At 45.0% G+C, this 22,158-nt stretch carries 23 protein-coding genes; 14 read left to right on the forward strand and 9 right to left on the reverse strand.

All coding sequences use genetic code 11. The features are described 5' to 3' along the window. Positions 1 to 62 precede the first annotated feature (62 nt). The 8 genes from psb27 to JGK20_RS00910 all read left to right on the forward strand — a co-directional run bounded on the left by psb27 (position 63) and on the right by JGK20_RS00910 (position 9,088). Positions 63 to 461, forward strand: a complete 399-nt coding sequence (gene psb27, locus JGK20_RS00875; RefSeq protein WP_293184160.1) for a photosystem II protein Psb27 — start codon at positions 63 to 65, stop codon at positions 459 to 461. Positions 462 to 882: 421 nt separating this feature from the next. Then, positions 883 to 2,532, forward strand: coding sequence for a family 10 glycosylhydrolase (locus tag JGK20_RS00880; protein WP_293189841.1), 1,650 nt, complete (start codon positions 883 to 885; stop codon positions 2,530 to 2,532). Between the two features lie 160 nt (positions 2,533 to 2,692). After that, complete coding sequence (locus JGK20_RS00885) at positions 2,693 to 3,847, forward strand: DUF262 domain-containing protein (RefSeq protein WP_293189840.1); 1,155 nt, start codon at positions 2,693 to 2,695, stop codon at positions 3,845 to 3,847. Continuing rightward, positions 3,844 to 4,995 carry a DUF3696 domain-containing protein gene (locus tag JGK20_RS00890; protein ID WP_293189839.1) on the forward strand — a complete coding sequence of 384 codons (1,152 nt, stop codon included), beginning with the start codon at positions 3,844 to 3,846 and terminating at the stop codon, positions 4,993 to 4,995. The genes JGK20_RS00885 and JGK20_RS00890 overlap by 4 nt, the downstream gene beginning before the upstream one ends. 3 nt (positions 4,996 to 4,998) lie before the next feature. Next, on the forward strand, positions 4,999 to 5,940 hold the full coding sequence (locus tag JGK20_RS00895) for a hypothetical protein (RefSeq protein ID WP_293189838.1): 942 nt from the start codon (positions 4,999 to 5,001) through the stop codon (positions 5,938 to 5,940). Between the two features lie 141 nt (positions 5,941 to 6,081). Further along, the gene (locus JGK20_RS00900) at positions 6,082 to 6,978 is read left to right on the forward strand and encodes a polysaccharide deacetylase family protein (protein ID WP_293228925.1); all 897 of its coding nucleotides are present in this window, start codon (positions 6,082 to 6,084) and stop codon (positions 6,976 to 6,978) included. A gap of 134 nt (positions 6,979 to 7,112) precedes the next feature. Then, complete coding sequence (locus JGK20_RS00905) at positions 7,113 to 7,736, forward strand: restriction endonuclease subunit R (RefSeq protein ID WP_293184168.1); 624 nt, start codon at positions 7,113 to 7,115, stop codon at positions 7,734 to 7,736. Between the two features lie 74 nt (positions 7,737 to 7,810). Beyond that, positions 7,811 to 9,088, forward strand: a complete 1,278-nt coding sequence (locus JGK20_RS00910; RefSeq protein WP_293184170.1) for a bifunctional sterol desaturase/short chain dehydrogenase — start codon at positions 7,811 to 7,813, stop codon at positions 9,086 to 9,088. Positions 9,089 to 9,270: 182 nt separating this feature from the next. On the opposite strand, the gene JGK20_RS00915 is transcribed toward JGK20_RS00910, so the two are convergent. Further along, positions 9,271 to 9,870, reverse strand: a complete 600-nt coding sequence (locus tag JGK20_RS00915; protein WP_293144617.1) for a glyoxalase-like domain protein — start codon at positions 9,868 to 9,870, stop codon at positions 9,271 to 9,273. A gap of 120 nt (positions 9,871 to 9,990) precedes the next feature. On the opposite strand from JGK20_RS00915, the gene JGK20_RS00920 reads away from it, so the two are divergent. Then, positions 9,991 to 10,398, forward strand: a complete 408-nt coding sequence (locus tag JGK20_RS00920; protein ID WP_293189834.1) for a gamma-glutamylcyclotransferase family protein — start codon at positions 9,991 to 9,993, stop codon at positions 10,396 to 10,398. A gap of 293 nt (positions 10,399 to 10,691) precedes the next feature. Then, positions 10,692 to 10,967, forward strand: a complete 276-nt coding sequence (locus JGK20_RS00925; protein ID WP_293187195.1) for an SUMF1/EgtB/PvdO family nonheme iron enzyme — start codon at positions 10,692 to 10,694, stop codon at positions 10,965 to 10,967. Between the two features lie 481 nt (positions 10,968 to 11,448). Here the strand turns inward: JGK20_RS00925 and JGK20_RS00930 are convergent, their stop codons facing one another. Beyond that, the gene (locus tag JGK20_RS00930; protein WP_293189833.1) at positions 11,449 to 12,012 is read right to left on the reverse strand and encodes an ATP-binding protein; all 564 of its coding nucleotides are present in this window, start codon (positions 12,010 to 12,012) and stop codon (positions 11,449 to 11,451) included. Between the two features lie 738 nt (positions 12,013 to 12,750). On the opposite strand from JGK20_RS00930, the gene JGK20_RS00935 reads away from it, so the two are divergent. Further along, complete coding sequence (locus tag JGK20_RS00935; RefSeq protein ID WP_293181962.1) at positions 12,751 to 12,861, forward strand: type II toxin-antitoxin system ParD family antitoxin; 111 nt, start codon at positions 12,751 to 12,753, stop codon at positions 12,859 to 12,861. Between the two features lie 294 nt (positions 12,862 to 13,155). Here the strand turns inward: JGK20_RS00935 and JGK20_RS00940 are convergent, their stop codons facing one another. The 4 genes from JGK20_RS00940 to JGK20_RS00955 all read right to left on the reverse strand — a co-directional run bounded on the left by JGK20_RS00940 (position 13,156) and on the right by JGK20_RS00955 (position 15,416). Next, entirely contained in the window at positions 13,156 to 13,758 is a 603-nt protein-coding gene (locus JGK20_RS00940) for a zf-HC2 domain-containing protein (protein WP_293181964.1), read from the reverse strand. 142 nt (positions 13,759 to 13,900) lie between these two features. After that, positions 13,901 to 14,560 carry a sigma-70 family RNA polymerase sigma factor gene (locus tag JGK20_RS00945; RefSeq protein ID WP_293181966.1) on the reverse strand — a complete coding sequence of 220 codons (660 nt, stop codon included), beginning with the start codon at positions 14,558 to 14,560 and terminating at the stop codon, positions 13,901 to 13,903. A 91-nt stretch (positions 14,561 to 14,651) separates the two neighbouring features. Next, positions 14,652 to 15,143, reverse strand: coding sequence for a molybdenum cofactor biosynthesis protein MoaE (locus tag JGK20_RS00950; protein ID WP_293181968.1), 492 nt, complete (start codon positions 15,141 to 15,143; stop codon positions 14,652 to 14,654). Positions 15,144 to 15,188: 45 nt separating this feature from the next. Next, on the reverse strand, positions 15,189 to 15,416 hold the full coding sequence (locus JGK20_RS00955; protein ID WP_293189830.1) for a hypothetical protein: 228 nt from the start codon (positions 15,414 to 15,416) through the stop codon (positions 15,189 to 15,191). Positions 15,417 to 16,140: 724 nt separating this feature from the next. Between JGK20_RS00955 and JGK20_RS00960 the strand changes: the two genes are divergently transcribed. Then, positions 16,141 to 16,500 (forward strand): SH3 domain-containing protein, encoded by a 360-nt coding sequence (locus JGK20_RS00960; protein WP_293228927.1) that lies wholly within the window; start codon positions 16,141 to 16,143, stop codon positions 16,498 to 16,500. Positions 16,501 to 16,752: 252 nt separating this feature from the next. Here the strand turns inward: JGK20_RS00960 and JGK20_RS00965 are convergent, their stop codons facing one another. Together JGK20_RS00965 and JGK20_RS00970 are read right to left on the reverse strand one after the other, a co-directional pair. Beyond that, a complete protein-coding gene (locus tag JGK20_RS00965) occupies positions 16,753 to 17,979 on the reverse strand; it encodes an RNA-guided endonuclease TnpB family protein (protein ID WP_293181974.1) in 1,227 nt (408 codons plus the stop codon). Between the two features lie 213 nt (positions 17,980 to 18,192). Next, entirely contained in the window at positions 18,193 to 19,173 is a 981-nt protein-coding gene (locus JGK20_RS00970) for an aspartate carbamoyltransferase catalytic subunit (protein ID WP_293181976.1), read from the reverse strand. Positions 19,174 to 19,427: 254 nt separating this feature from the next. Between JGK20_RS00970 and JGK20_RS00975 the strand changes: the two genes are divergently transcribed. Next, positions 19,428 to 19,751, forward strand: coding sequence for a hypothetical protein (locus JGK20_RS00975; RefSeq protein WP_293189827.1), 324 nt, complete (start codon positions 19,428 to 19,430; stop codon positions 19,749 to 19,751). A gap of 201 nt (positions 19,752 to 19,952) precedes the next feature. Continuing rightward, the gene (locus tag JGK20_RS00980; RefSeq protein ID WP_293181980.1) at positions 19,953 to 20,171 is read left to right on the forward strand and encodes a DUF4327 family protein; all 219 of its coding nucleotides are present in this window, start codon (positions 19,953 to 19,955) and stop codon (positions 20,169 to 20,171) included. Between the two features lie 661 nt (positions 20,172 to 20,832). Here the strand turns inward: JGK20_RS00980 and JGK20_RS00985 are convergent. Beyond that, positions 20,833 to 22,074: a protein kinase gene (locus tag JGK20_RS00985; protein WP_293181982.1), complete on the reverse strand. Its 1,242-nt coding sequence runs from the start codon at positions 22,072 to 22,074 to the stop codon at positions 20,833 to 20,835. Positions 22,075 to 22,158 lie beyond the last annotated feature (84 nt).

Consider the following 22,158-nt stretch of genomic DNA (forward strand, 5'->3'; position numbering starts at 1 on the left):
AATTCGAGATAGGATAAAGGTTAATTTTGATTGCCGCTTTCGCCTCCATTTTTCTAAGCCTTATGAAGCATTACATTTCCCGTCTGTTAGCTCTGGTATTAGTTGTTGTCATCGGCGTAGCAGGCTGTACCAATGTTCCTGCCACTCTGAGCGGAGACTACAGCAAAGATACATTAGCATTAGTCACCAGCTTGAGAACAGCGCTTACTTTGCCAGAAGGCACGCCGGAAAAAGCAGCCGCTCAAGCCACTGCTCGCACAAGTATCAATGATTTTTTCGCAGCATACCGCCGCGATCCCGCTCTTACAAAGCTGGCATCTTTCACCACAATGCGGACGGCATTAAACTCTTTGGCTGGACATTACAGTTCCTATCCAAACCGTCCCGTTCCTGAAAAGTTGAAAAAACGTCTTGAGTCGGAATTTCAGCAAGTAGAATCTGCTCTCAATAGAGGAGCTTAATCTCAAACATTAGGGATAAAAGATAATTTGAATAATTCATCTTTTATCCTTAATATTTGATAATCAACAATTTTTAGTAGAAATATCAACTGCTTTTAGCGCCGGCTGTACCCAGGCGCTTTTTTTGCAGGATTTTGCTGTAGGGTTAGCCGCCATTGACATTTGCATTGTGCGATCGACTTGTGCCATAACTAGGTCAGTCCATTTTAGATTTGAGATTGACTGACTCCACAGATTAGTCTGGGAAATTTAACTTTGATCTAAGATTAGGGTTCTCCACAACTCGATTGGGGGGCTTGCACCTGTTGTTGGACGGGGTAAACCTAAAAAAAAGTAGAAAATTTGTAGCTGTGCGTCTGCGCGATCGCCAAAAATGCGATCGCCACCCAATTTCAACTAAAAAACCAGATTCAATTATCCCATGAAAATTGCACCAACTCGCATCGCCAACTTTCAATCCCAGCGACGCTGTTTAAGTGCGGTAACTGCTGTTTTAACCAGTAGCTTCATCAGCCAGCTTGTTTTGCCATTTATCGAAAATCAACCAGCTTTTGCCGAAACATCAGCCTATTGTCAATTATCCAAAGAGCAAGTCAATCAAAAAGAAGACTTGCGCCGCGCCGCCCTGTCAGGAAAACCGGAATCCCAGCAAGCATATTTTGCCGTCTTGAGCAAACACGCACGGGAAATCGCAGAATGCCGCCAAAAAACTTGGCCCGAAACCCAAGCAGTTTGGTTGCGTTTATATCCCTGCGATGTCAGGCCCGGAGAGATCGATCGCGTATTAGACAAAGTTGTCAACAAAGGCTACAATCAAGTCTACGTCGAAGTGTTTTACGACGGTCAAGTGCTCCTCCCAGCCGCAGATAATCCAACTGCTTGGCCTTCGGTTTTGCGAAATCGCGGCTACGAAAAGTATGATTTGTTGGAAAAGGCGATCGCCAAAGGCAAACAGCGAGGATTAAAAGTATACGCCTGGTTATTTACCATGAACTTTGGCTATACCTATGCTCAGCGTTCCGACAGACAGCAAACCCTCGCCCTCAACGGCAAAAATCAGACAAGTTTAACAGTAATTCAAGACGCAGGTTTAGACGACCAAACCGGAGAAAGTCACGCCACCCACGCCTTTGTCGATCCCTACAATCCGCAAGCAAAGCAAGACTATAGTTTGTTAGTAAATCAAATAGTCAAGCGCAGGCCGCAAGGAATGTTATTCGACTACATTCGTTATGTGCGGGGCGTCGGGCCTGCCTCAGTTGCTACCAAAGTTCAAGACTTGTGGATTTACGGTTCAGCATCACAGCAAATGCTTTTACAGCGGGCTAACAATCAGCAAGGACGAGATTTAATTCAGCGATATTTGACTAAAGGATTTATCAATACTAATGACGTTCAAGCAGTAGTCAAACAGTATCCAACCGAGCAAGAACCTCTTTGGCAGGGGCGAATTCCGCGAGCGATACCAGTAGCAACTCCAGCTTCTAGAAGAGGGAATAGCACATCAAAAGCAGCTTCAATAACTCCCGCTACCAAATCGCAAAACCCTGCAACTCCCACACCAAAACCGACACCAACACGGCCGCTTCCCGATACCGGCATTCTGCAAAAAGACCTCTGGCAACTGAGCGTTGCTCACGCAGTCCAAGGAATTTTAGATTTTTTTGGGATGGCGACTCAACCAGCTCAAAGAATGGGGATTCCTGTAGGAGCGGTGTTTTTTCCTAATGGAAATGAAAAGATAAATCAAGGGGGATTTGATTCGAGATTGCAGCCTTGGGACAGGTTTCCGGCTGGGGTGGAATTCCACGCGATGTCTTACGGCAATTGTGGGAATGTAAGCTGCATTGTGCCGCAGGTGCAGCGGACGTTGAGTTTAGCGCCTCCGGGAGCAAAAATCATTCCTGCTATTGCCGGAGATTGGGGAAAATCTCTGAAAAATCGTCCGTCTTTGGAGATTCAAATGCGGGCAATTCGTGCTGCAACGCCGCAAATTAATGCGGTGAGCCATTTTTCTTTTGGGTGGCAAGAACCGGAGGATGAAAGGGCGCGGCAAACTTGCCGGTTGTAGTCTAATTATTTGTAGAGACGCAATTCGTAGCGTCTCTATAAGCGGCAATTTGTGCGATAATTTTTGGAAATGTTCCTTCCTGTTAGGAGCGCAGCGTCATCCAAGTTTTATTAGGACAATACGGAATTATAATAAAAGTTAACACAAAGGAGTATTTCCTATGGTAGGTCAGCCAGAACTAGAACAGCAAGTATCCAACCAAGATTCAATGATTAATGACTTAAATTTGAGTCAAGAAGAAGATAACGGTGATGAACTTTATGAAACCGACAAATTGATATACGATCCTGATGAAATTAATATTTTCACCAGAGAACCAACCATCGAGCAACTCCTAAGAAGAATCAATGAGGAAGCTCTTGACTTAGCACCCGACTTTCAGCGTCATGCAAACATCTGGAAAGATGACGCAAAAAGCAGACTGATTGAATCTATCCTGATTCGGATTCCATTACCAGCTTTTTATATAGATGCAACTGATGAAGATAAATGGTTAGTTGTGGATGGATTGCAGCGGCTATCTGCTCTGAAGCAATTTATGAGCGATAAAACACTCAAGTTATGCGGACTAGAATACCTGCTCAATTTAGAGGACAAAACTTACGATGAAATAGAACGCAGATACCAGCGAAGAATTGAAGAGACTCAGGTGACAGTTTATTTGATTGAAAAAGGTACTCCTCCTGAAGTTAAATATAATATTTTCAAACGAATTAATACAGGTGGATTGCCCATGTCTCCTCAAGAACTGCGCCATGCTCTCAACCCCGGTAAGGCAACAAAATTCTTAGCTAAACTTGCTATATCTACTGAATTCCAGCAAGTTACTAAGCTGAGTAAGTTGCGTAAAATGCGAATGGACGATCGCGAATTCATACTAGGTTTTTTAGCGTTTACGCTTACATCTTATAAAGATTATCAATCTGAAAAGAGAAATTTGTTTTTAAGTAAAGCATTATCTAAAATTAACAATATGTCGGAACCCGAATTAAAAGTAATTGAAAATAATTTCATAAAAGCTATGGTAGCAGCCTGGAAAATCTTTGGGAAAAATGCGTTTCGTAAAATCTCCCAACACCAAACAAAAATGTTTCCGATTAATAAAGCATTGTTTGAAGTTTGGTCTGTTAATCTCAGTTTGCTTAGCGACGAACAACTTGATATATTGAAGCAGCAAAAGGAGCAGTTGATTGAAAAATTTAGAAACTATGTAGATAGCGATCGAGATTTTCTGACTTCTATTTCTCAAGCAGCGGAAAAAATCGAGTACAGATTTATGATAATTGAACAAATAATTCAGGAGGTGTTGACATGATTACTTCGCTCCACTTGCTCAACTTTAAACCTTTTGCGAATCAGTTATTGCAATTCAAAAAATTAACGTTATTTTCCGGTTTGAACAGCACGGGTAAATCTTCTGTTATGCAATCGCTCCTACTGCTAAGACAATCTTACCAACAGGGTTTACTGCCAGAAAAAGGGTTGGCACTTAATGGCTATTTTGTGAATATCGGTACTGCTAGAGACGCACTTTTTGAGGGAGCAAAAGAAGACTTCATTGGTTTTGGCATTGTTTGGGAAAATAATAACAAAGCGACATGGCGTTTCAAATATGACAGAGAAGTAGATGTGTTAAACATTGACTCGGAACCAGTTAGCTCTGAAGTCTATAAATCGAATCTTTTTGGCAATGATTTTCACTATCTTCAGGCAGAAAGGCTTGGGCCGCGCCCATTTAATGAAATGTCTGATTACCAAGTACGACAGCTCGGTCAACTGGGAATTAAAGGCGAATATGCTGCACATTTTCTTGCTATTAATGCGCGTGCGACTATCCCTAATAGTAATCTCAGCCATCCCGATGTAAAGTTGAAAAGGCAAAATTTGGCACAGAATGCGAATAAATCAATGGATTTAATCGACCAAGTTGAGGCGTGGATGGGAGAAATTAGTCCAGGGACGCGCCTTAAAATTGATGCCAAATCGGATGTCGATTTGATGAGTTTTCAATATTCCTATGGAGATAGCAATCCTTACCGTGCAACTAATGTGGGATTTGGAATTAGCTACACTTTACCGATTATTGTAGCGGCACTTGCATCAACACCGGGTACAATACTTTTAATTGAAAATCCTGAAGCACATCTTCATCCCAAAGGACAAGTTAAAATGGGTGAATTGTTAGCTTTGGCAGCTAGCGGTGGCGTTCAAGTGGTGATAGAAACTCACAGCGATCATGTTTTAAATGGGATTCGCCTAGCGGTTCACGGGGGGAAACTTGATCCGAAAGATGTTCAGTTGCATTACTTCCAGCGTCAAAATCAAGAACAACAAGCTATGACTGAAGTAATATCTCCAAAGATCGATCGCAACGGACGAATCGATCGCTGGCCCGATGGTTTTTTTGATGAGTGGGACAATAGCTTGGAGATTTTGTTGGAACCTGCGGTGCAAGGAGAGTAAGTAATGGATTTGGAGATGGTGTTTAATGAACTGTCCGCGCGAAATCTTGCTCCTGATATTTCTATAGCACGACAATGGATGTCGGAATTGATTAGTACGATGCTTGAAGCTAAACGCTGTGGGCTGAAGGCAATTCGCATTCCAGCAGATTTTCATGCTATGGTTCTCGCAGAAAACTATCCTCTTGCTAGTTGGCGTAACGATAATCAAGTTAATCGAGATGAGCGGACTTTTCTGAGAACTCTGGCAACTAAGACTCCTTTATCCGTTGATATTTCCGATCTAAAGATTAAAATAAAAGTTGAAGATCCAAATTGTGAGTTAAGTTTACAGGGTAGCCAAGCCGAAGGGTTTAAAGTTGCTCACTATCTTGAAACACTGGCAATTAGTCTGAATTCTGAATTGCTGTGGAATAGCAGTCGCATCAAGTTAGAACTAACACAAATTGATGAGAGTGGGGAGCTGATAGAAGAAATTGTAGAGGTTATTCATGCTAGTCAGAAAAACCACGTTATCGAACACGATGATTGGATTCAAAAGCGCCAGCTAACAGGAGTTATTGACGGTTTAGAGCTTTGGAACCGTCGAGCTGAGTTATTCTCCAGCCTGGAATTTTGCGATCGCCTTAGCGAACAGATACAAAGCGTTGTCGATCCAACAATGTTACGACAAATTGTCAGAAAGTTATTTGAGCTTGAGGCATTATCCAAAAATTGGACAGACGGAGCGCTGGATTTAGAGAAGCTTCCTAGCAAGGTATCTCCAGAGAGCGAGTCAAGGCTTAAGCAGTTTAGAGAGCAACTAAATATTAAATGTCTTGACGGAACAAAGCGTATGTTCAGTTTGCACGTCCGCATGACACCGGGAGCTTGGCGACTTCATTTCTGCACAGAATTAGGGCCGGGAAAGATAATCATTGGGTATATTGGCCCCAAAATACAATAATTTTAAGATTCGCCAAACTTTTAGCTGAAGGTTTTGGCGTGGCGTAAATCGCTGTTTTTAAACAAAAATTAATTTAGCCAACTCTCAAGCTGGCAAAGCTGTAAGCGATAATTAGATCGTTAACAGCAAATAGTACAGTGCATGACTCGCAAATTTACTAAAAAATCTGCAATTCAAACCTTTATACTTGTCGTAGCGCTCGCCCTAATTTTGCTATTTCCCGATCGCCTAAAAACCGCAAATTCAAATTCGTTAGCCCAAATCCCCCCTTTTGGCAATCCCCCACCAAACCTGCTGAAACCACCCAAACCCCAAATACTTCCTTCTCCCGCCGCAACTCCGTCTCCCAAACCTGTCGTAGAACCTTTAGTATTCGCACCACCGGCGCAATTTCGCGGACAAATTGTTTACCAAGCAAGTATCAGCGACTCAAAAGTTATTGCCCTGACTTTTGATGATGGCCCAACTGCGGAAACTTTGAAAATATTAAAAATATTGCAGAAACATAACGCGGTAGCTACGTTTTTCTGCTTGGGTGCAAATTTGCGAGAGAATCCAGAAATTGCCAAACAAGTAGTAAAGGCGGGAAATGCGATCGGCAATCATACTTGGCATCACTTTTATCACAATGTTAACGAAAAAACAGCATCGGATGAAATTGATAATACAGGAGTGCACATTTATCGATCGACTGGGGCGAAAAGTTTGTTGTTTCGTCCTCCCGGTGGGCGCTTAAATAACGGTTTTGCGGATTACGCCAAAAAGAAAAATTATGTGGTGGTGATGTGGTCGATCGATCCTAAGGACTTTTCGCAACCTCCGGCGGCTGCTATAGCCCGTACTGTGCTGTCTCAAGCGACATCAGGGGCGATCGTATTGTTGCATGACGGTGGTGGCGATCGCCAGCAAACAGTCGAGGCCGTATCTGCAATTATTCCCAAACTCAAACAGCAGGGATACCGTTTTGTCACCGTACCGCAATTACTGGAAATGCAAGCAGCCCAAAAACAGGAAAAGGGCGATCGCAAATCCCAATAAACACACCTTGTATCTCATCTGCGTACCCTTCGGGAAGGCTTCGCCTACATCCGCGTTAATCTGCCTTTATCTGCGGTTCAAAATCCCGATCGTGCTAAACTTATGAATAACCATAAAAACTTTTATCAATCATCATGCAAAAACTACAAGCAAGAGATATCAACCTCCGCTATTTAATCGACAACTTCGGTTTACAGCGAGTGCGGAATCAAGAGTTTTTCCGAGAATGGCAAGAAAACTTGCCCGAAGTAACAGACTCGGAGAAACAATTGCTCGATCGCGTTCAAGACATATACTTTAACTTAGTAGACACCCCGCCTGTGTTGGAGAATGCAGTCAAGCTAACAATCATCAGCCCGATTTTGTTTATTGCCGGTCTCTTTGAGTCTCCTTTTCAAGTCAAAGCCGAAAAGTCGATCGCCATTCAAGAAGAAGACGAAGGCAGAATCATCGAAGGTAGAATAGATATCTTAATTATGAAAGCAAACCTATGGGTGACAGTAATTGAATCCAAACAACTTGCTTTCTCAACAGACGAAGCACTTTCCCAACTCCTGACATATATGCTGGCAGATCCGAATCCAGAAACTCCTACTTTTGGGATGATTTCCACAGGTGCTAACTTCTCTTTTGTCAAGTTAGTCAGAGGCGAAACTTTGCAGTATGCCCGATCGCCTGAATTTGTTGTTTCCAATCCCGGCAATGAATTGTACCGCGTTTTGCAGATTTTAAAACGCCTGAGTCAATTGCCAGACTAGCGAGAAAAGCCATTTTGAGCTATCTTTCAAAGCAGACAATCATCTAATATCTCAAATTTCAAACTGGTGCGAGCATGGTAAATTACTGGATAGTCGGCGCTGTAGCAATAGCTTCTGTCTTTTGGGCAGAAATCATCCGAGACTTTTATCACGTCGCGTCTCATTATGTGCCGCCACTGCAAAAGCTGCACAATTGGCATCACCGGGTTTTTCGCCCGAATTTGACGCCCGTCAGCGAGACAATTTACAAGCAAGCGCACTGGCGTCACGATGTGCCCGAAGCTGCGGCGATGATGGTTTTGGGCTTGTTGCTGTGGGTTTTAGCTTATTTTGCGTTGCCGCAATATCACTGGGGCGCAGCAGCGGGTTGTATTTATACTTTAAGCTTTTTGTTGAGTGCGATCGCCCGCGCGATCGGAATCAAAGGCGCAGACGAGTTAACCGACATCACCCACCAACCGGGAAACTTCCAAACTATCCCCGGTAAATGGTTTGTGAATAAACCTTACCACTGGAAGCATCATTTCGACAATCAAAATGCTTACTATTGCGGTACTTTCACCTTAATAGATAAACTTATGGGTACAGCACTTTCTCTCAAAGGCAAAACTGTCGCCGTCACCGGCGCATCAGGAACATTGGGGCGTTTGCTTCTGAAACACCTGCACAAAGCTGGTGCAAAAGTTATCGCCCTCTCCTCTGGAAATGAGGAAATTACTGTGAATGTAGACGGCGAGATTTTGCCTGTAAAAACCGTAACTTGGCAGGCTGGCGAAGAGGCTGATTTAGCTAAATTGTTAGAAAAAATTGATATTCTCGTCATCAATCACGGGATTAATTTACAGAAAGAAAGAACCGGAGAGGCGATCGCAAATTCCTACGAAATTAACACTTTTTCGGCATGGCGGCTGATGGAACTGTTTTTCTTAACAGTTCGCACTAATGAAAATATAGCTTGCAAAGAAGTTTGGATCAACACTTCCGAAGCCGAAGTGATTCCCGCTGTCAGTCCCCTGTACGAACTCAGCAAGCGTGCCCTGGGAGATTTAGTCACTCTGCGACGGCTGGATGCGCCCTGTATCGTCCGCAAACTGATTTTAGGGCCGTTCAAAAGCAACTTAAACCCGATCGGCATTATGTCTCCTGACTGGGTAGCGCAGCAAATTGTCAAACAAGCTAAAGCTGATGTCCGCAATATCATCGTCACAATCAATCCTTTGACTTTGATCGTTTTCCCAGTTAAAGAATTCTTTGTTTCTTCGTATTTCCAACTCTTCAGCCGCAAGACAGTTGCAGAGATTAAAGCAGCGGCGACAGCGGAAAAATCCAGCGTTGAAGCTAAGATTAATTGACAAAGAAGAAGACCGGGCGGTTGGAAACGGCGGCTACACAGACACTCACGCCCCTCCGCGGGTTGAAAACAGGCCGTTAAATTTACGTTATTATCTTCAGTCCGCGGAGGCGGACATCGTTTGTATAGACGCGGTTTCAACCGCCGAGTTTCAACCGCCGAGTTTCAACCGCCTACTCCGATCTAATTACTAACCTCAGCCATTTCAATCACGCGCCCATCATAATCCTTAACCAAAAAATTAAGCGGCTTTTCCCGGCGAATTTTATAACTAATCCCGCGAGTTTGTACTCTCATTAATAGCTGATCCAAACAATCGCGATCGAAACAAACATGACGTTCGCGATTTTTTTCGCCTGCGCCAGCCCCGCTAATAATGTGCAGTTGCGTATTTTTCATCAACTGATACCACAAACCCTCGGGACTCCCCATCGTTTGAGAGCTCGTTCCCCTCCCGACATTGGGCGACAAATACAGGGGGTCGATACCCGTTGTCCCCAAGGTTTGTTCGTAATTGTAGTAGTAATGCAGCGGCACTTCTGCTACAGGAAGGCTTAGCATACCTTCATAGAACTCCCTCGCCTGTGCGAGATCCGATACCATCACCGTGTGTACCTTGGGAGCACTGGTGAGAAACATCCACATCGCCCCCGCATAGGCGGCTAGCAGCATCACCATGATCCCTTGAGTGGAAAACAAGCCGTCTAGGGGTAAGTCGGGCAAAAAAGAGCTCAGGTACAAGGGCCGAAGTCCAAAAGCAATAAAACTAACTGCTAGAGTCATGAATTATAAGAAAGGGTAAACAACGAAATTTATCAAGATTGCGGTCGCGATCGCCCGCGAGACTTAAACTATTAGCTTAGGCATCTAATATAGCAAAAACTAGCGATTAGGCCCTACCCGATGAAAGTCTTTGTCTACGGCACTCTCAAACCGGGGGAGTGCAACTATCTGCGCTACTGCGAGGGAAAGGTTGTGGATGCTTTGCCCGCGATCGCACGTCAATGCCAACTTTTTGCACTGCCGATCGGCTATCCTGCAATGGTGGTCGGAGAGGGCACTGTCTATGGTTTTCTGCTTTGTTTCGCAAATTCCGCTATTTTGGACGATTTAGACAGACTGGAAGACTATCACCCGCAGCGGGAACCGACGGAAAACGAATATCAGCGGCAGGAAATCGAAATTTGCGATCGACACCTCAAACCCTTAGGCACAGCTTGGACATACTTCATGTTGCGCGATCGCGTTCGTGCCCTAGGAGGCATCTGGCTGCCCGATGGGACGTGGGAAAATCGGTTTTTGACAAAATAAGATCGGACGGCGGTTTTCTTCAACTTCAACCCGCTTGCAGTGGGTTTTGTTTGTATCGACGCGGTTGAAACCGCCGGGTTTTCTTCAACTTCAACCCGCTTGGAATGGGTTTTGTTTGTATCGACGCGGTTTCAACCGCCCAGTTTTCCGATCGCGAATTGCGATCGAACCTGTAACCATAATCCCGAACACATCGCTCGATCGCTTCTAACGACCAGCTTGAGTGCTATGTTGAGGTAGTACAGGCTGGAAATATTTAACGATCGACAGATAATTGCGGCGCTCAGAATTGTATGTATATAGCCTTTCTCAGAAAGATGAGGTATGCCAAGATATGCTGGAACTCCTACAGTGTAAAGCTTTTCATTTCAAGACACGATCGTCCTTATCAAAACAGTATTGATTTATTGGTCAATACCAATGAGGATTACCAAGCTCGAATGCTGCGCGGGGGTTCGTGGTTCCTCAGTCCGTGGCTCTGCCGCTCTGCTTTTCGCTACTACGATGCGCCGGACATCGACTTTAACGTCCTCGGTTTTCGGGTTGTGTATATAGCTGCGTGGACTTAAATAAAAATGTACCGCTAATTCGTAGTAGGATGTTGATGTAAATCATGGCAAAGAGAGGGCGAGTTTATGAGATTGTTTGTGGGTTTGATGGATGTCTGCGAACCCATCTCTGCAATTTAGTAATTGCGAATTTAATCAAATTTGTACCGACGTATATTTATAAGACAATGTTTATTAACAGATAGACCAATACGCTTGATTTAAGACTATTTTGGACATAAAAAGCTGTGAAAAATAAATACTGCGACTGCTTCGTCCCTCGGACTAAAAATGTCAACTCAACTGTATCGATCTAGAATTATTCAAACAATGCTGAAGCAGTCTCCAATGTGCATTAGCAGTCATGACAAAAAACTTTTTTCATGGTAAATTTAGGACTTAGAAATAGACCAAAGAAACCGCGTTTTTTCCTTAATATGCAGGTTAAAAGGCATCTTTTCGTAAAAAACCCGGTTTGTGGTCACCCGTGCGTACAGTCATGTTAGCGAAGGGTAAATCCCAGCTCGTTCCAGGTAAACGGACTTGTTTCTGCCAATTCTCCTTGCAGTTTTGCTTCCAAGTCAAAGGGCTTCCCACAATCCCAAATTTTGATTTCTAGGCGTTCTGGAAATACTGTTATTTCCAACTCGATTGGAGTTGCTAAGGGCAGGTCTTTATGAGCATGGCGAACAGCATTTGTAAATCCTTCGATTGTTGCAAGTTTCCATTGGTGAAAAACTGCTTCTGGAATCTGTAGATGCTCTAATTGATCGACCCAAGATAAAACTTTAGCAACCGCCTTGATATCAGAATTACTTGTAAGGCTGATTTTTTGAAGTGGCTGGTTTGAACTGACCTCGGATTCGGTATCTCGTTGTTTTTGAAACCATTTATTTAAAACATCGATCGGTCGCTTAACACCACTAGCTTGAGTGCTGTCTTGGGGCTGATAATGTTTCATCAGGAACAAACAGTTTCGACTGTCATAAGTACGGGTATAGCTTAGCTGATCGGCTATTTTGCCAAGGACTTTTATGCCTATCCCACCCGACGGAATGTCATCCATGTTATCTCTCATTTGGTTGCTATCCTTTGTCATTATTTAATGGGTAATTTTTTAGTTAAAAAAGGAGTGGCTTTCTTTGACTGGAGTGCGAACATCTCGATCCCTGGAAATATAGAGCCAATTTGGCATATACAGGCTTAGCTGTGGGGGACGATCGCACTCAAGCACAAAAAACGAACGGTTTTTACGAAATAGGGATGCTCCCGTTGTAGTCCTTATCATTGTCTCTTGGTTGCTCGCGTCTTGACAAACTCAGTTGGCGATCGCTAAACCGATCGAAAACTGACATTGACAAATAAATAAGTAAATTATACAGTGACGACCCTCAAAGCCTCGACGACCCTCAAAGCCTCTGAGGAGGGACGAGAAAGGATTAAGCAAGCTAGAAGTGAGAGGGGATGCACTATAGAAGAGCCCTGATGGCTGGTAGAAGCGAGTCAAGAGTTAGAGCGCGATCGCCCTTGGACAGAGGTCGGGCCCTATGCCGATGGCCTCTGGCTCCCTACTTAGGGGCGTTGGCGATCGAGTTTAATTGCGATCGATCGCCCTCCCGTTCACCTTTACACTTGAGACCCAGTAGAAATGATATAATAGCCAAAAGTTTTTATAACAGTTCGCGATCGAATTAAGACCTAAGAAACCGGGTTTTTTACCTAATCTATAGCCTAAAATGCGTCTTTTCGTAAAAAAACACGGTTTCTGACCACCCGTGCGTCCAGGACTATAGAAGTAAAGATCGTGCACATTACTCTAAAACCGGATCGTAATCAATTCATTGAAGCGCAAGTCAAAAGCGGTAAATATTCTTCGGTGGATGAGGTAATTGCGGCGGCGCTGGAACTACTGTAGAAGCGAACACCCACAGAGCGATTGTTATCAAGAATGGGTTGAGGAAACTCGTCCAAAAGATAAGACGGCGGTTGAAACCTGTTGACCTCAAATTCGTATGTGGCGAAGCGCCCCTGGAATACGAATTCGAGGTAAAACTACACAAACGAATTCCACGCCAAGCGGAATGAAGAAAAAAACGCGGTTGAAACCGCCGGGTATTCAACCCGCGGAGGCGGGTTTTATTTGTATAGAAGCGGTTTCAACCGCCCGGTCTTCTTAAAAAATATTCCGTTATCGATCAAAACAGAAATTTTACTGCGCCTTGGGCGATGACTTGTGAGGGCTTACTACAGCTTTCGGAATATCCATCACGGGTGCATTCACCCCAAGCATCAAATCGTTGGGATTAACAATCTCTACTACAGGCTCGTTTAAAGCGACAATCAAACCGTCAGATTCAGGAAGAACGGGGGATGTAGCAAACTGGGGAGCAAACAATTGACGAGTGCCAGCGACACCAGCCACTGCTGCAATCAACAAAGCTGCGATCGCACCTCCACCCAAAACCCAAGTCCGTTTCGTCTGGCGTTTCTCGCGCTGCACAATCTTTGCCGCCAAATCCTGTGCAGATTGTTCCGCAGCAGGTACGGGCATTGACCCAAAAGCCTGTTGCATCATCATTAGTCGGGAGTACAAACGCTTCGTCGTGGGGTCGTTTGTCAGCAATTCCTCAACTTCCCGGCGTTCTGCCGCCGTCACTTCGCCATCGATGTAGGCACTCAACAATTCAAAGCGATCCCGCATCATAGTAGTTACATTCCCTTGGGGATAACTGTTGTTACCTTGACTTTGGGCGAGCGAATCCCCAATACCTTGATCATTCTGATTTTTATCCGATTCAAATTTAGAATTCATATTTCACACCACTTGTAAAATTAGCGGAAGCATCTGTTCGCTATTAGAATGATTTACTGCTTATTTATATTGTAAAATAGAAGCTTTGATGTCACAGCAAACTTCACCAAATCTTCTTAACCCGCCTCGGAAATCACCCTTGCTAATGACCGTCGAGATATTTTTGCAATTGTAACTGCAACCTTTGGCGAGCTCTAGCAATTCTTGACTTGACCGTTCCGAGAGAAACTCCGGTCATTTCCGCTATTTCTTCATAGGCTAAACCTTCAATTTCTCTCAACACAATTGTCGTGCGGAATACTTCCGGCAAATCTGCGATCGCCACTCGCAACTGATCGTAAAATTCTCTGGTTGTCAAATCTTCATCCGGCCCCGGACTGTCGGCCGGAAGTTCCCAATCAATCTCCCCATCTTCCAGAGCACGGGGTACGTCTAACGACAGCGGAGTTCGCACCCGCTTGCGCTTACGCAACTCATCGTAAAACAAATTAGTGGCGATGCGACTCAGCCAGCCCCGAAATTTAACTGGCTCTTGCAAGCGGTTAATATTGCGATAAACTCGAATCCAGACTTCCTGAGCCAAATCTGCTCGGTCTTGCCAGTCAGGGGCTAGGTGATACAGAACCCTGTCTACGTGGGACTGATACCGCTTCAAAAGTTCTGAAAAGGCAGTGCTCTCAGGTCGATTTCCTTCCTGACACCGCAACACTAAGTCATAATTAGAGAGTTTTTCGGATGGCAATTGCACTCTTTCAACGGTCGCCACAACCGCAGACCAGGACACGGAAATAAATTCGCTCATGTGTGGAATTGGCTCATCGAACATTCCACTGTGTTTGACGCTGCCCGATCGCGATTGGTTCCTGGACTCGGAAACTGCGATCGACTTCTGACTAATGACCGGTAACTTCGCACGCTCCAATACTAACCCAACTGCTAGAACCATCGGCCCAATGTTCCTTTTTCCAAATCGGTACATTGTGTTTGAGCGTATCTATGGCGTACTGGCAAGCTGCAAAAGCCTCCCCTCGGTGGGGACAGCCCACAGCCACCAGCACACTGATTTCCCCCACCTGCAAGTGTCCGACGCGGTGGTGAATGACGACCCGATTGACATCGACCCACTGGCGGCGCATTTCAGTAGCGATTTGCTGGAATACTCGCACGGCCATCGGTTCGTAGGCTTGATATTCTAACGAAACTACAGCTTGACCGTCAGTTTGGTTGCGGACTGTACCGCTCATCATTACCACGGCTCCGTTCGCTGGGTCATCTGCCAAAGTGTAGATTTCCTCTACAGACAAAGGAGCTAAGGTAATGGCAAAACTGTCTTTACTATTCCGTTGAGGAATTGTGCCGATCGAAAGTGCAGCGCTATAGTTCATTGCGAAAGAAATGGTGCGGGAGAACTCGATCGATCTTGACACAAATCAAGTCGCGAGCGATCGATCTTGCATCTTTGTCATGGATACATAAAAGTCAATCTTTAGCAAGATGTCTATGGCCCCGAACGGCTGTAACAGTGCGATCGGGTCAATATAACTCGCCCGAACCAAATTCACACGGTGCTGGAATATGAATAGGAGACTTGTGCGATCGAACAGTCGATCGGGCTGTAGCAACTCAATCAGTAACCACACCAAAATAAGCAGTATCATGCCCAACTCGCTGCAAGCCATCTCCAACTCTAAGCGATGACTGCATTCCCTTTTGAATGACACAGTTAAGTTAAATTTAACCCCGATTGCGATCGGCGCAGTCCAAATTTTCAGCAGAAAATGTAAACTTTATTTATTTTTTGCTCCACCAAGCTACTTAAATGACATGATATACCTGTGCAGAGTTGAGCCAAAGCAAGCCTATACTCGGCAAAAGCAAGACGGTAACAACCTCTTGCGCCTGTTTTGACCAAAGAACAAGACGCAAACTCCGGAATACCGACACCGGGAAAATTCCGTTGCGGTTTCAACCGCCTTGAATATTTCTTTACACACTAATCGAAATAGTTGTGTTAAAGTCACCAAAGCAAGTAGGAGAAACCATCTACGTGTTGAAACATCCTAGTACGGAGAAATCCCGGCAACTGACATATCCGACGCCAGAAGATTCGGAATAGTTAAAGGGCAAATAATGGCAGGTTGTAGAGCGTAGTATATCTGTTGGCTAGCGATTGGCTAGCGATGGTCTGAAAGCGTCAAAAAACTATACGCAATGTTTGGAGAAATCTCAACTGAGCGGGTAGGGGCGACTTGATAGCCACGAGTAAAAATCCAGATTCGGATTTGTCAAGAATCCCTTCGCCTTTAGGCATGGGGAGTATAAAATGAGTCTGCACGAAAAAACGTTAATCACAATCACGAGGAAACTATGGAAGCACTAGCATTGAGCCACTCTTTTGTTGCTTATGAATCTCCAGAGTCCGAGCTCCAACTGGAATTGAAAATTCCTAAATCTGCCGTGGTAGGCGTTGCAGGTCTGGCAGTAGCCCTGTCTATTCTGAGTGTGAGTGGCGAAGCACAGGCAGGTTGCCACTACAAGCGCTGCGGCGGTCGCAGCCATCACAGCTACGCCGAAGTTGCCACCAATGGTGGCAGACTGAATATCCGCCACCGGGCCAGTCGCTGTTCTCATGTCATCGGCAAGTTACACAATGGAGACAATGTGAAATTGACCGGTCATTACAAGCACGGCTGGGCTAAACTTGCAGGTGGGGGCTGGGTTTCTACTGCGTGGCTTGACTAATTCTTAACTAGAGTAATTTACATTTCTAGAAAGAGTTTGAATCGTTACCAAGCTGGTTTTGGTAACGATTATTTTTCATGAGGCGCTGGACGGTAACAAATAATCGAAGATCCGAAGTTATAGCCTTTCTCAAAAAGATGAGGTATGACTGACAGCTTATATAAGCCTTAAACGTATAGGGTTCTCTTGGCAACAACGTCCGCGAATCTTTCGCTAGATCCGCTATATATCGTTAACAACTGACAACGTGAACTACCACACACTCACCCTCGATCGGGTAGAGTGTGGGCTTCTCCCTTCAACAACCACAGCCGCCACAGTAGTAGACTTACGCCCATACTGTTTTGGTCTTACATAGCCTTCAGGAGCAATAACGCTGGTTCCCAACGTCAGTACGCGCAAGCCTTCATTTTTGATATTTATCGCCGCGTTGATATCTCTGTCATGTCGCTGTTTACAGTGCGGGCAATCAAATGCACGCACAGACAGATCCATTTTTGGCAATGGCTTCAAGGTATTCGAGCAAAGATGAGTTGAGGCAAAAAATCGACCTATTTCTAGATAAATCTTGCCCACCATTTCGGCTTTGTACTTAAGCATAGTGCAGAACATTCCCCAGCCAGCATCGGATATTGCCTTGGCTAGGCAATGATTTTTTACCATGTTTCTCACTGCCAGATTTTCTACTACTATGACTTGGTTTTCGTCTACTATCCTGCGCGATAGTTTGTGTAGAAAATCCTCGCGGACTCTTTTGATTTTAGAATGAACCTTAGCTACCGCCAGCTTTGCTTTGCGACTTTTGTTAGTCGTCTTATCCTTTTTACGAGCTAGTTTTTTCTGCTTACGAGCTAGGTTCTTTTCATGTTTTTGGGTTGCTTTAGGATGTTGATATTTAGAGCCGTTAGATGTCACCGCAAAATCAGTTAGACCTAGATCTATCCCAATTATATTCCCATCACTACTGGATTCTGGCGATTCAGTCCCATCATCTAATAGCATCGAAGCAAAATATCTGCCGTCAGGATTTTTGGATAAAGTCACAGTTTTAACTTTGCCTTCAATATCCCGATGAACTATGGCTTTAACCACACCCAATTTACCAGGGAACTTAATCTCACGATCGCTCAAGATTTTAACGTTTTGAGGGTATTGAATAGATTGTTTTCCTTGGCGTTTCTTGAATGTTGGGTACAGGGATCGACCATCAAAAAAGTTGCCAAAAGCCACGCCCAGATTCAAAACTGACTGTTGAAGGCATTGTGAGTAACACTCAGACAACCACTCAAATTCAGCTTTCCACACAGGTATGGACTTCTTCATTGTCATAGCTGTAACGCCCTTACCAGTCTCTTGATAGGTCGCTGTCATCGTAGCCAAAGACTGATTCCAGACCCAACGAACACAACCAAAAGCTTGAGCCAGGTGTACTTGCTGGGCAACGGTAGGATAGATTCGGACTTTGACAGCTTTTAACACGAAACTTAGATTACTTCTTTGATTGCTCTAAGAATATTGTAGCTGAAAACATTGGCAAGTGCAAGGGATTTGTTCGCATCATCATACACCCGCGCATCTCCCGCAGGCTACGACAAGAGCGTCTTGTGAGCAGGTGCAATCGTCCGCTTACACAGCTTTCATCCCACGCCAACCCTCGATCGGGTATGGACGCGGGGATTCCCGCCTGTCTAGCTAAACTTTACCGCCACCGATCAAATACAGTAAGGCCATCCGCACCGCTACGCCGCTGGTAACTTGCTGAGAAATCAGGCTAAATTGCGGATCGTCCATCAAATCCGAGCTAATTTCCACGCCGCGGTTGACCGGGCCTGGGTGCAACACCTTCACATCCGGCTTGCAGAGTTTCAGCCGATCGCGCGTAACTCCATACAAAGCATGATACTCTCGTAAACTCGGCAGCAAATGCTGGCTCATCCGTTCCTTTTGCAGCCGCAAAGTCATCACAAAATCAGCATCGACCAAAGCAGGTTCAAGCTGCCAGTGCAAAAATAACTTACCTTCCCTACCATTGCCACACTCAGCAAACAACAGCGGCAACAAAGTCGGCGGCCCGGCTAAATGAACCTCAGCCCCCGAAGCCGTTAAACTCCAAATATTAGACCTCGCTACCCGGGAATGCAAGATATCCCCCACCACAGCAATTTTTTTGCCCGCTAAAAGTTCCAGTCGCGGACGTTCGGCATCTAACAAAGAACAAATAGTAAATAAGTCTAGCAAACCTTGCGACGGGTGTTCGTGCTGGCCGTCTCCAGCATTGAGAACGCTGACTCTCGAACCCAAGCGATCCATTTCTGAAGCAATTGTACTGGGAACTCCAGCCTGTTCGTGCCGGATCACCATCAAATCCGTTCCCATCGCCAGATAAGTCTTAGCCGTATCCAGAATGGTTTCCCCCTTCGTCAGAGAAGAACTGCCTGGGGTAAAATTCAGCGTATCCGCCGACAGCCGCTTCGCCGCCAACTCAAAACTGTTGCGAGTTCGGGTTGAAGGTTCAAAAAACAAATTCGCGACCACTTGACCCTGTAGGGCGGGCACTTTCTTGGTGCGGCGGCCGAGCACCTCCCGAAAACTGGCGGCAGTTTGCAGCACCGTGTCGTATTCGTCGGAGGTAAAATCAGCCAGAGTGAGAATGTGTCGCCTTTTCCAAGTCATACAATTTTAGATTTGAGATTTGAGATTTGAGATTTGAGATTTAGGATGATGGGTTGGGAACTTACCAGAAAGAATTGGTTGAAAGCCCGCCCGCCTGCTCGGGAGAAATTAAAATCAGACTATTCATTACTCCAATCCTCGGACTTAAGGGTAGAGGTCGCTCTCCTTCGGTCAACTGTCAACTGTCAACTGTCAACTGTTGAATTGCACGCCTGTGTCGGGCGGTCTACAATGGTCGATCGACAGTCGCGGGGATGCCGATCAACAGTATCCAACAATTTTTGACCACCTTTGCCGTCAATAGAGTTATAATTAGTAGATGCCGGATCGGACTCCCCTCTCACAGCAAAGCCAGCGTTGAAGCTGAAACAAGTGCGGTGGAGTTTAGTTTACTCGCCCGAAAGCGGAAATTAAGCTGTAGTAGCGCTCAAGCAGTAATTGCAGTTTCTCGGAACCTCAGCCTTGTCAAAAACCATCCTCAGCAGCCATTGCATCTGCTATTATGTGGAAATAATCAAGGAGGCAGACCTCCTACTGCCGATCGACAGCATATAGCGGGACATCCCAAAGATTATTAATTCTTTGCAGTCGGTCTTGACTCTTCAGTCCTGCTTATAGCCCCTTGTCAAAATGAACTGTGTTAAGATACAAGTTGAATATGTAGCTTCCCGACAAAAATCTACACGTATCTTGGCGAGACTGTTCTTGGCGAAACTGCGGTAAAAAGTGTGCGCTGGGAAGTGTTAATTAAACAAGATTTAAACAATTCAAGAGGTATTATGAGCCAGAAGGTTATACAGCCGATGGTTAAGTTCCAGCGTCAGGTGCATTCTCTTGTCACGTCTGACATTATCAAGCCGACAGACAGCATTTGGAAAATAGCTCTACTTTATGGAGATGAATGGCCTTACTGGAAACAGCAACTCCTAGAGTTTGATTTTTCTATGCAAGACCCCGTGAGCGAGTTGATAGCTGTAGAAGGTTGGGACGAGGAATAACAGAGGAAACCTAGGACTTGGGTGCATATCACTTTTGAGGAGGGCGAAGCATGACCGAATATAAGTTATTAGTTAGAATCTCCTATTTTCTGCGGTCATGCTTCGCCCCTACGTATATATTCGCCAAAATGAGATGCACCCGAAATTAAAAGGCGATCGGCTAAATTTCATCAATAAATTTTCCGTTGCTAACTTCTTCCCTCTGCCTTGTTCCCTCTTCTCTCTTCCTTCTTCCTTCTTCAGAGTGACTTCTGACGAATGACAGCAGACTTTTTCCTTCTCACTAATGAGTGATGACAGTTGACGGTTGACAGTTGACAGTTGACAGTTGACAGTTGACAGTTGACAGCTTGCCCGAAGAGCGCAAAACAAGGGTTGACAGTTGACTGTTTACCAACTAATGACTAATGACTAATGACTAATGACTAATGACTAATGACTAATGACTAATGACTAATGATATCAATTCTGGCTGCACCGGAATAATATAGAGTCCAAGGCAGTGCCGTTTCCCTACCCTAATTAATTGTAGGGAAACGGCACTGCCGTCTCCTGATTTCGGTAATATTAATAATTCCGATGCTACTGGATTTGATATGACTAATGACTAATGACTAATGACTAATGACTAATGACTAATGACTAATGACTGTTCCTTCTATTAAAGACAAGTGGCTAGAGCTCTAGCTAATTGTTGAGCAGTTTGAAAGCGATCCCCAGGTTTAGCTGCTGTGGTTCGTAGAATGACCTCCCGCAACTTCGGGCCGATCGTCGGAATATTATCGAGCTTAAATCCGTAACCTCTAGTAATTTTTCCGTAAAACTTTTGAGGGCTTTGGGCTGTCAGCAAAAAAATCAAAGTCGGCCCAATAGCATATAAATCTGACTGAGGGAGAGGCTGTCCCCGGTCTTGTTCTGGTGCGGTGTAGCCTTCCACGCCGATGCGAGTACCCGGAGGAGTGCCGATTTCTTTAACGGCGCCAAAATCCAGCACTGTAATGCGATTGTCCCGGTGGCGCACTAGCAAATTAGCAGGTTTAATATCCCGGTGGACGATCGGGGGTTTTTGAGAGTGAATGTAGTCCAAAATTTCACAGGTTTGGATCATCCACTCGATCGCCTGTTGGGGAGCAACTGGCCCGCGATTGTAAATGCGTTTTTCTAAATCCTCGCCGTGGAGCATTTCCATCACCAAATATTTTTTGCCACCTTCGACAAAAAAGTCAAAAAACTGAGGAATACCAGGATGGTGCAGCGCTTTGAGAGTTTTAGCTTCACGTTCAAACAGTTCTTGAGCTTTGACTATTTGAGCCATGTCAGCATTCATTTCCTTGAGAACTACCAGAGAAGCTGCGGGAGAACTTCCCGGTTGTTGAGCTTTGGCTTTCTGTCGATCCCAGGCTAAAGTTGTTGTTCCCATACCGCCTTGGCCCAAAGTTCGCAGCACTTGGTAGTGGCGGATTGTGCGATCGACTTTAATCGGTTCCCCACAGTGGATGCAGAATAAATTACCGGGCGGATTTCCCGCGTGGGTACACCGCGGCGTCCCAGGATTGAGAGTAGGGATCGCCTCAATTTTGCCGCCGACTTGAATAGTCAGAACTTGGAAATGCAGAATTGGGCCGTCCCGCGCCAATTGGATCAGGGCACCGTCGGATATCCAACCCTGAGACATGAGAGTACCGTTAACAAAAGTGCCATTTGTCCCGGAATTGACTAAGTACCACTGGCGGTTAGCACCGCTTTTAACTCTTTGCAATTCCACGTGATCCCGTGATACCAAAGCATTGGGAATCACAACATGATTTTCAGGCGATCGGCCGATGCGGACAATGGACTCGTTCTCGAAACTCCACTGTTGCAGAGGGGTATTTTTTTCTGGATCTAAAAGAGTCAGCAGCATTTTAGATTGATGTGATTAATCTGCTAATAACTAGCAAGAGTTGCCCCGCTTCTGGGTAGGCATTTTTTTTGCCCGCGCCAACTG

This window comes from Microcoleus sp. PH2017_05_CCC_O_A (assembly GCF_020738785.1).
Classification (GTDB): domain Bacteria; phylum Cyanobacteriota; class Cyanobacteriia; order Cyanobacteriales; family Microcoleaceae; genus Microcoleus.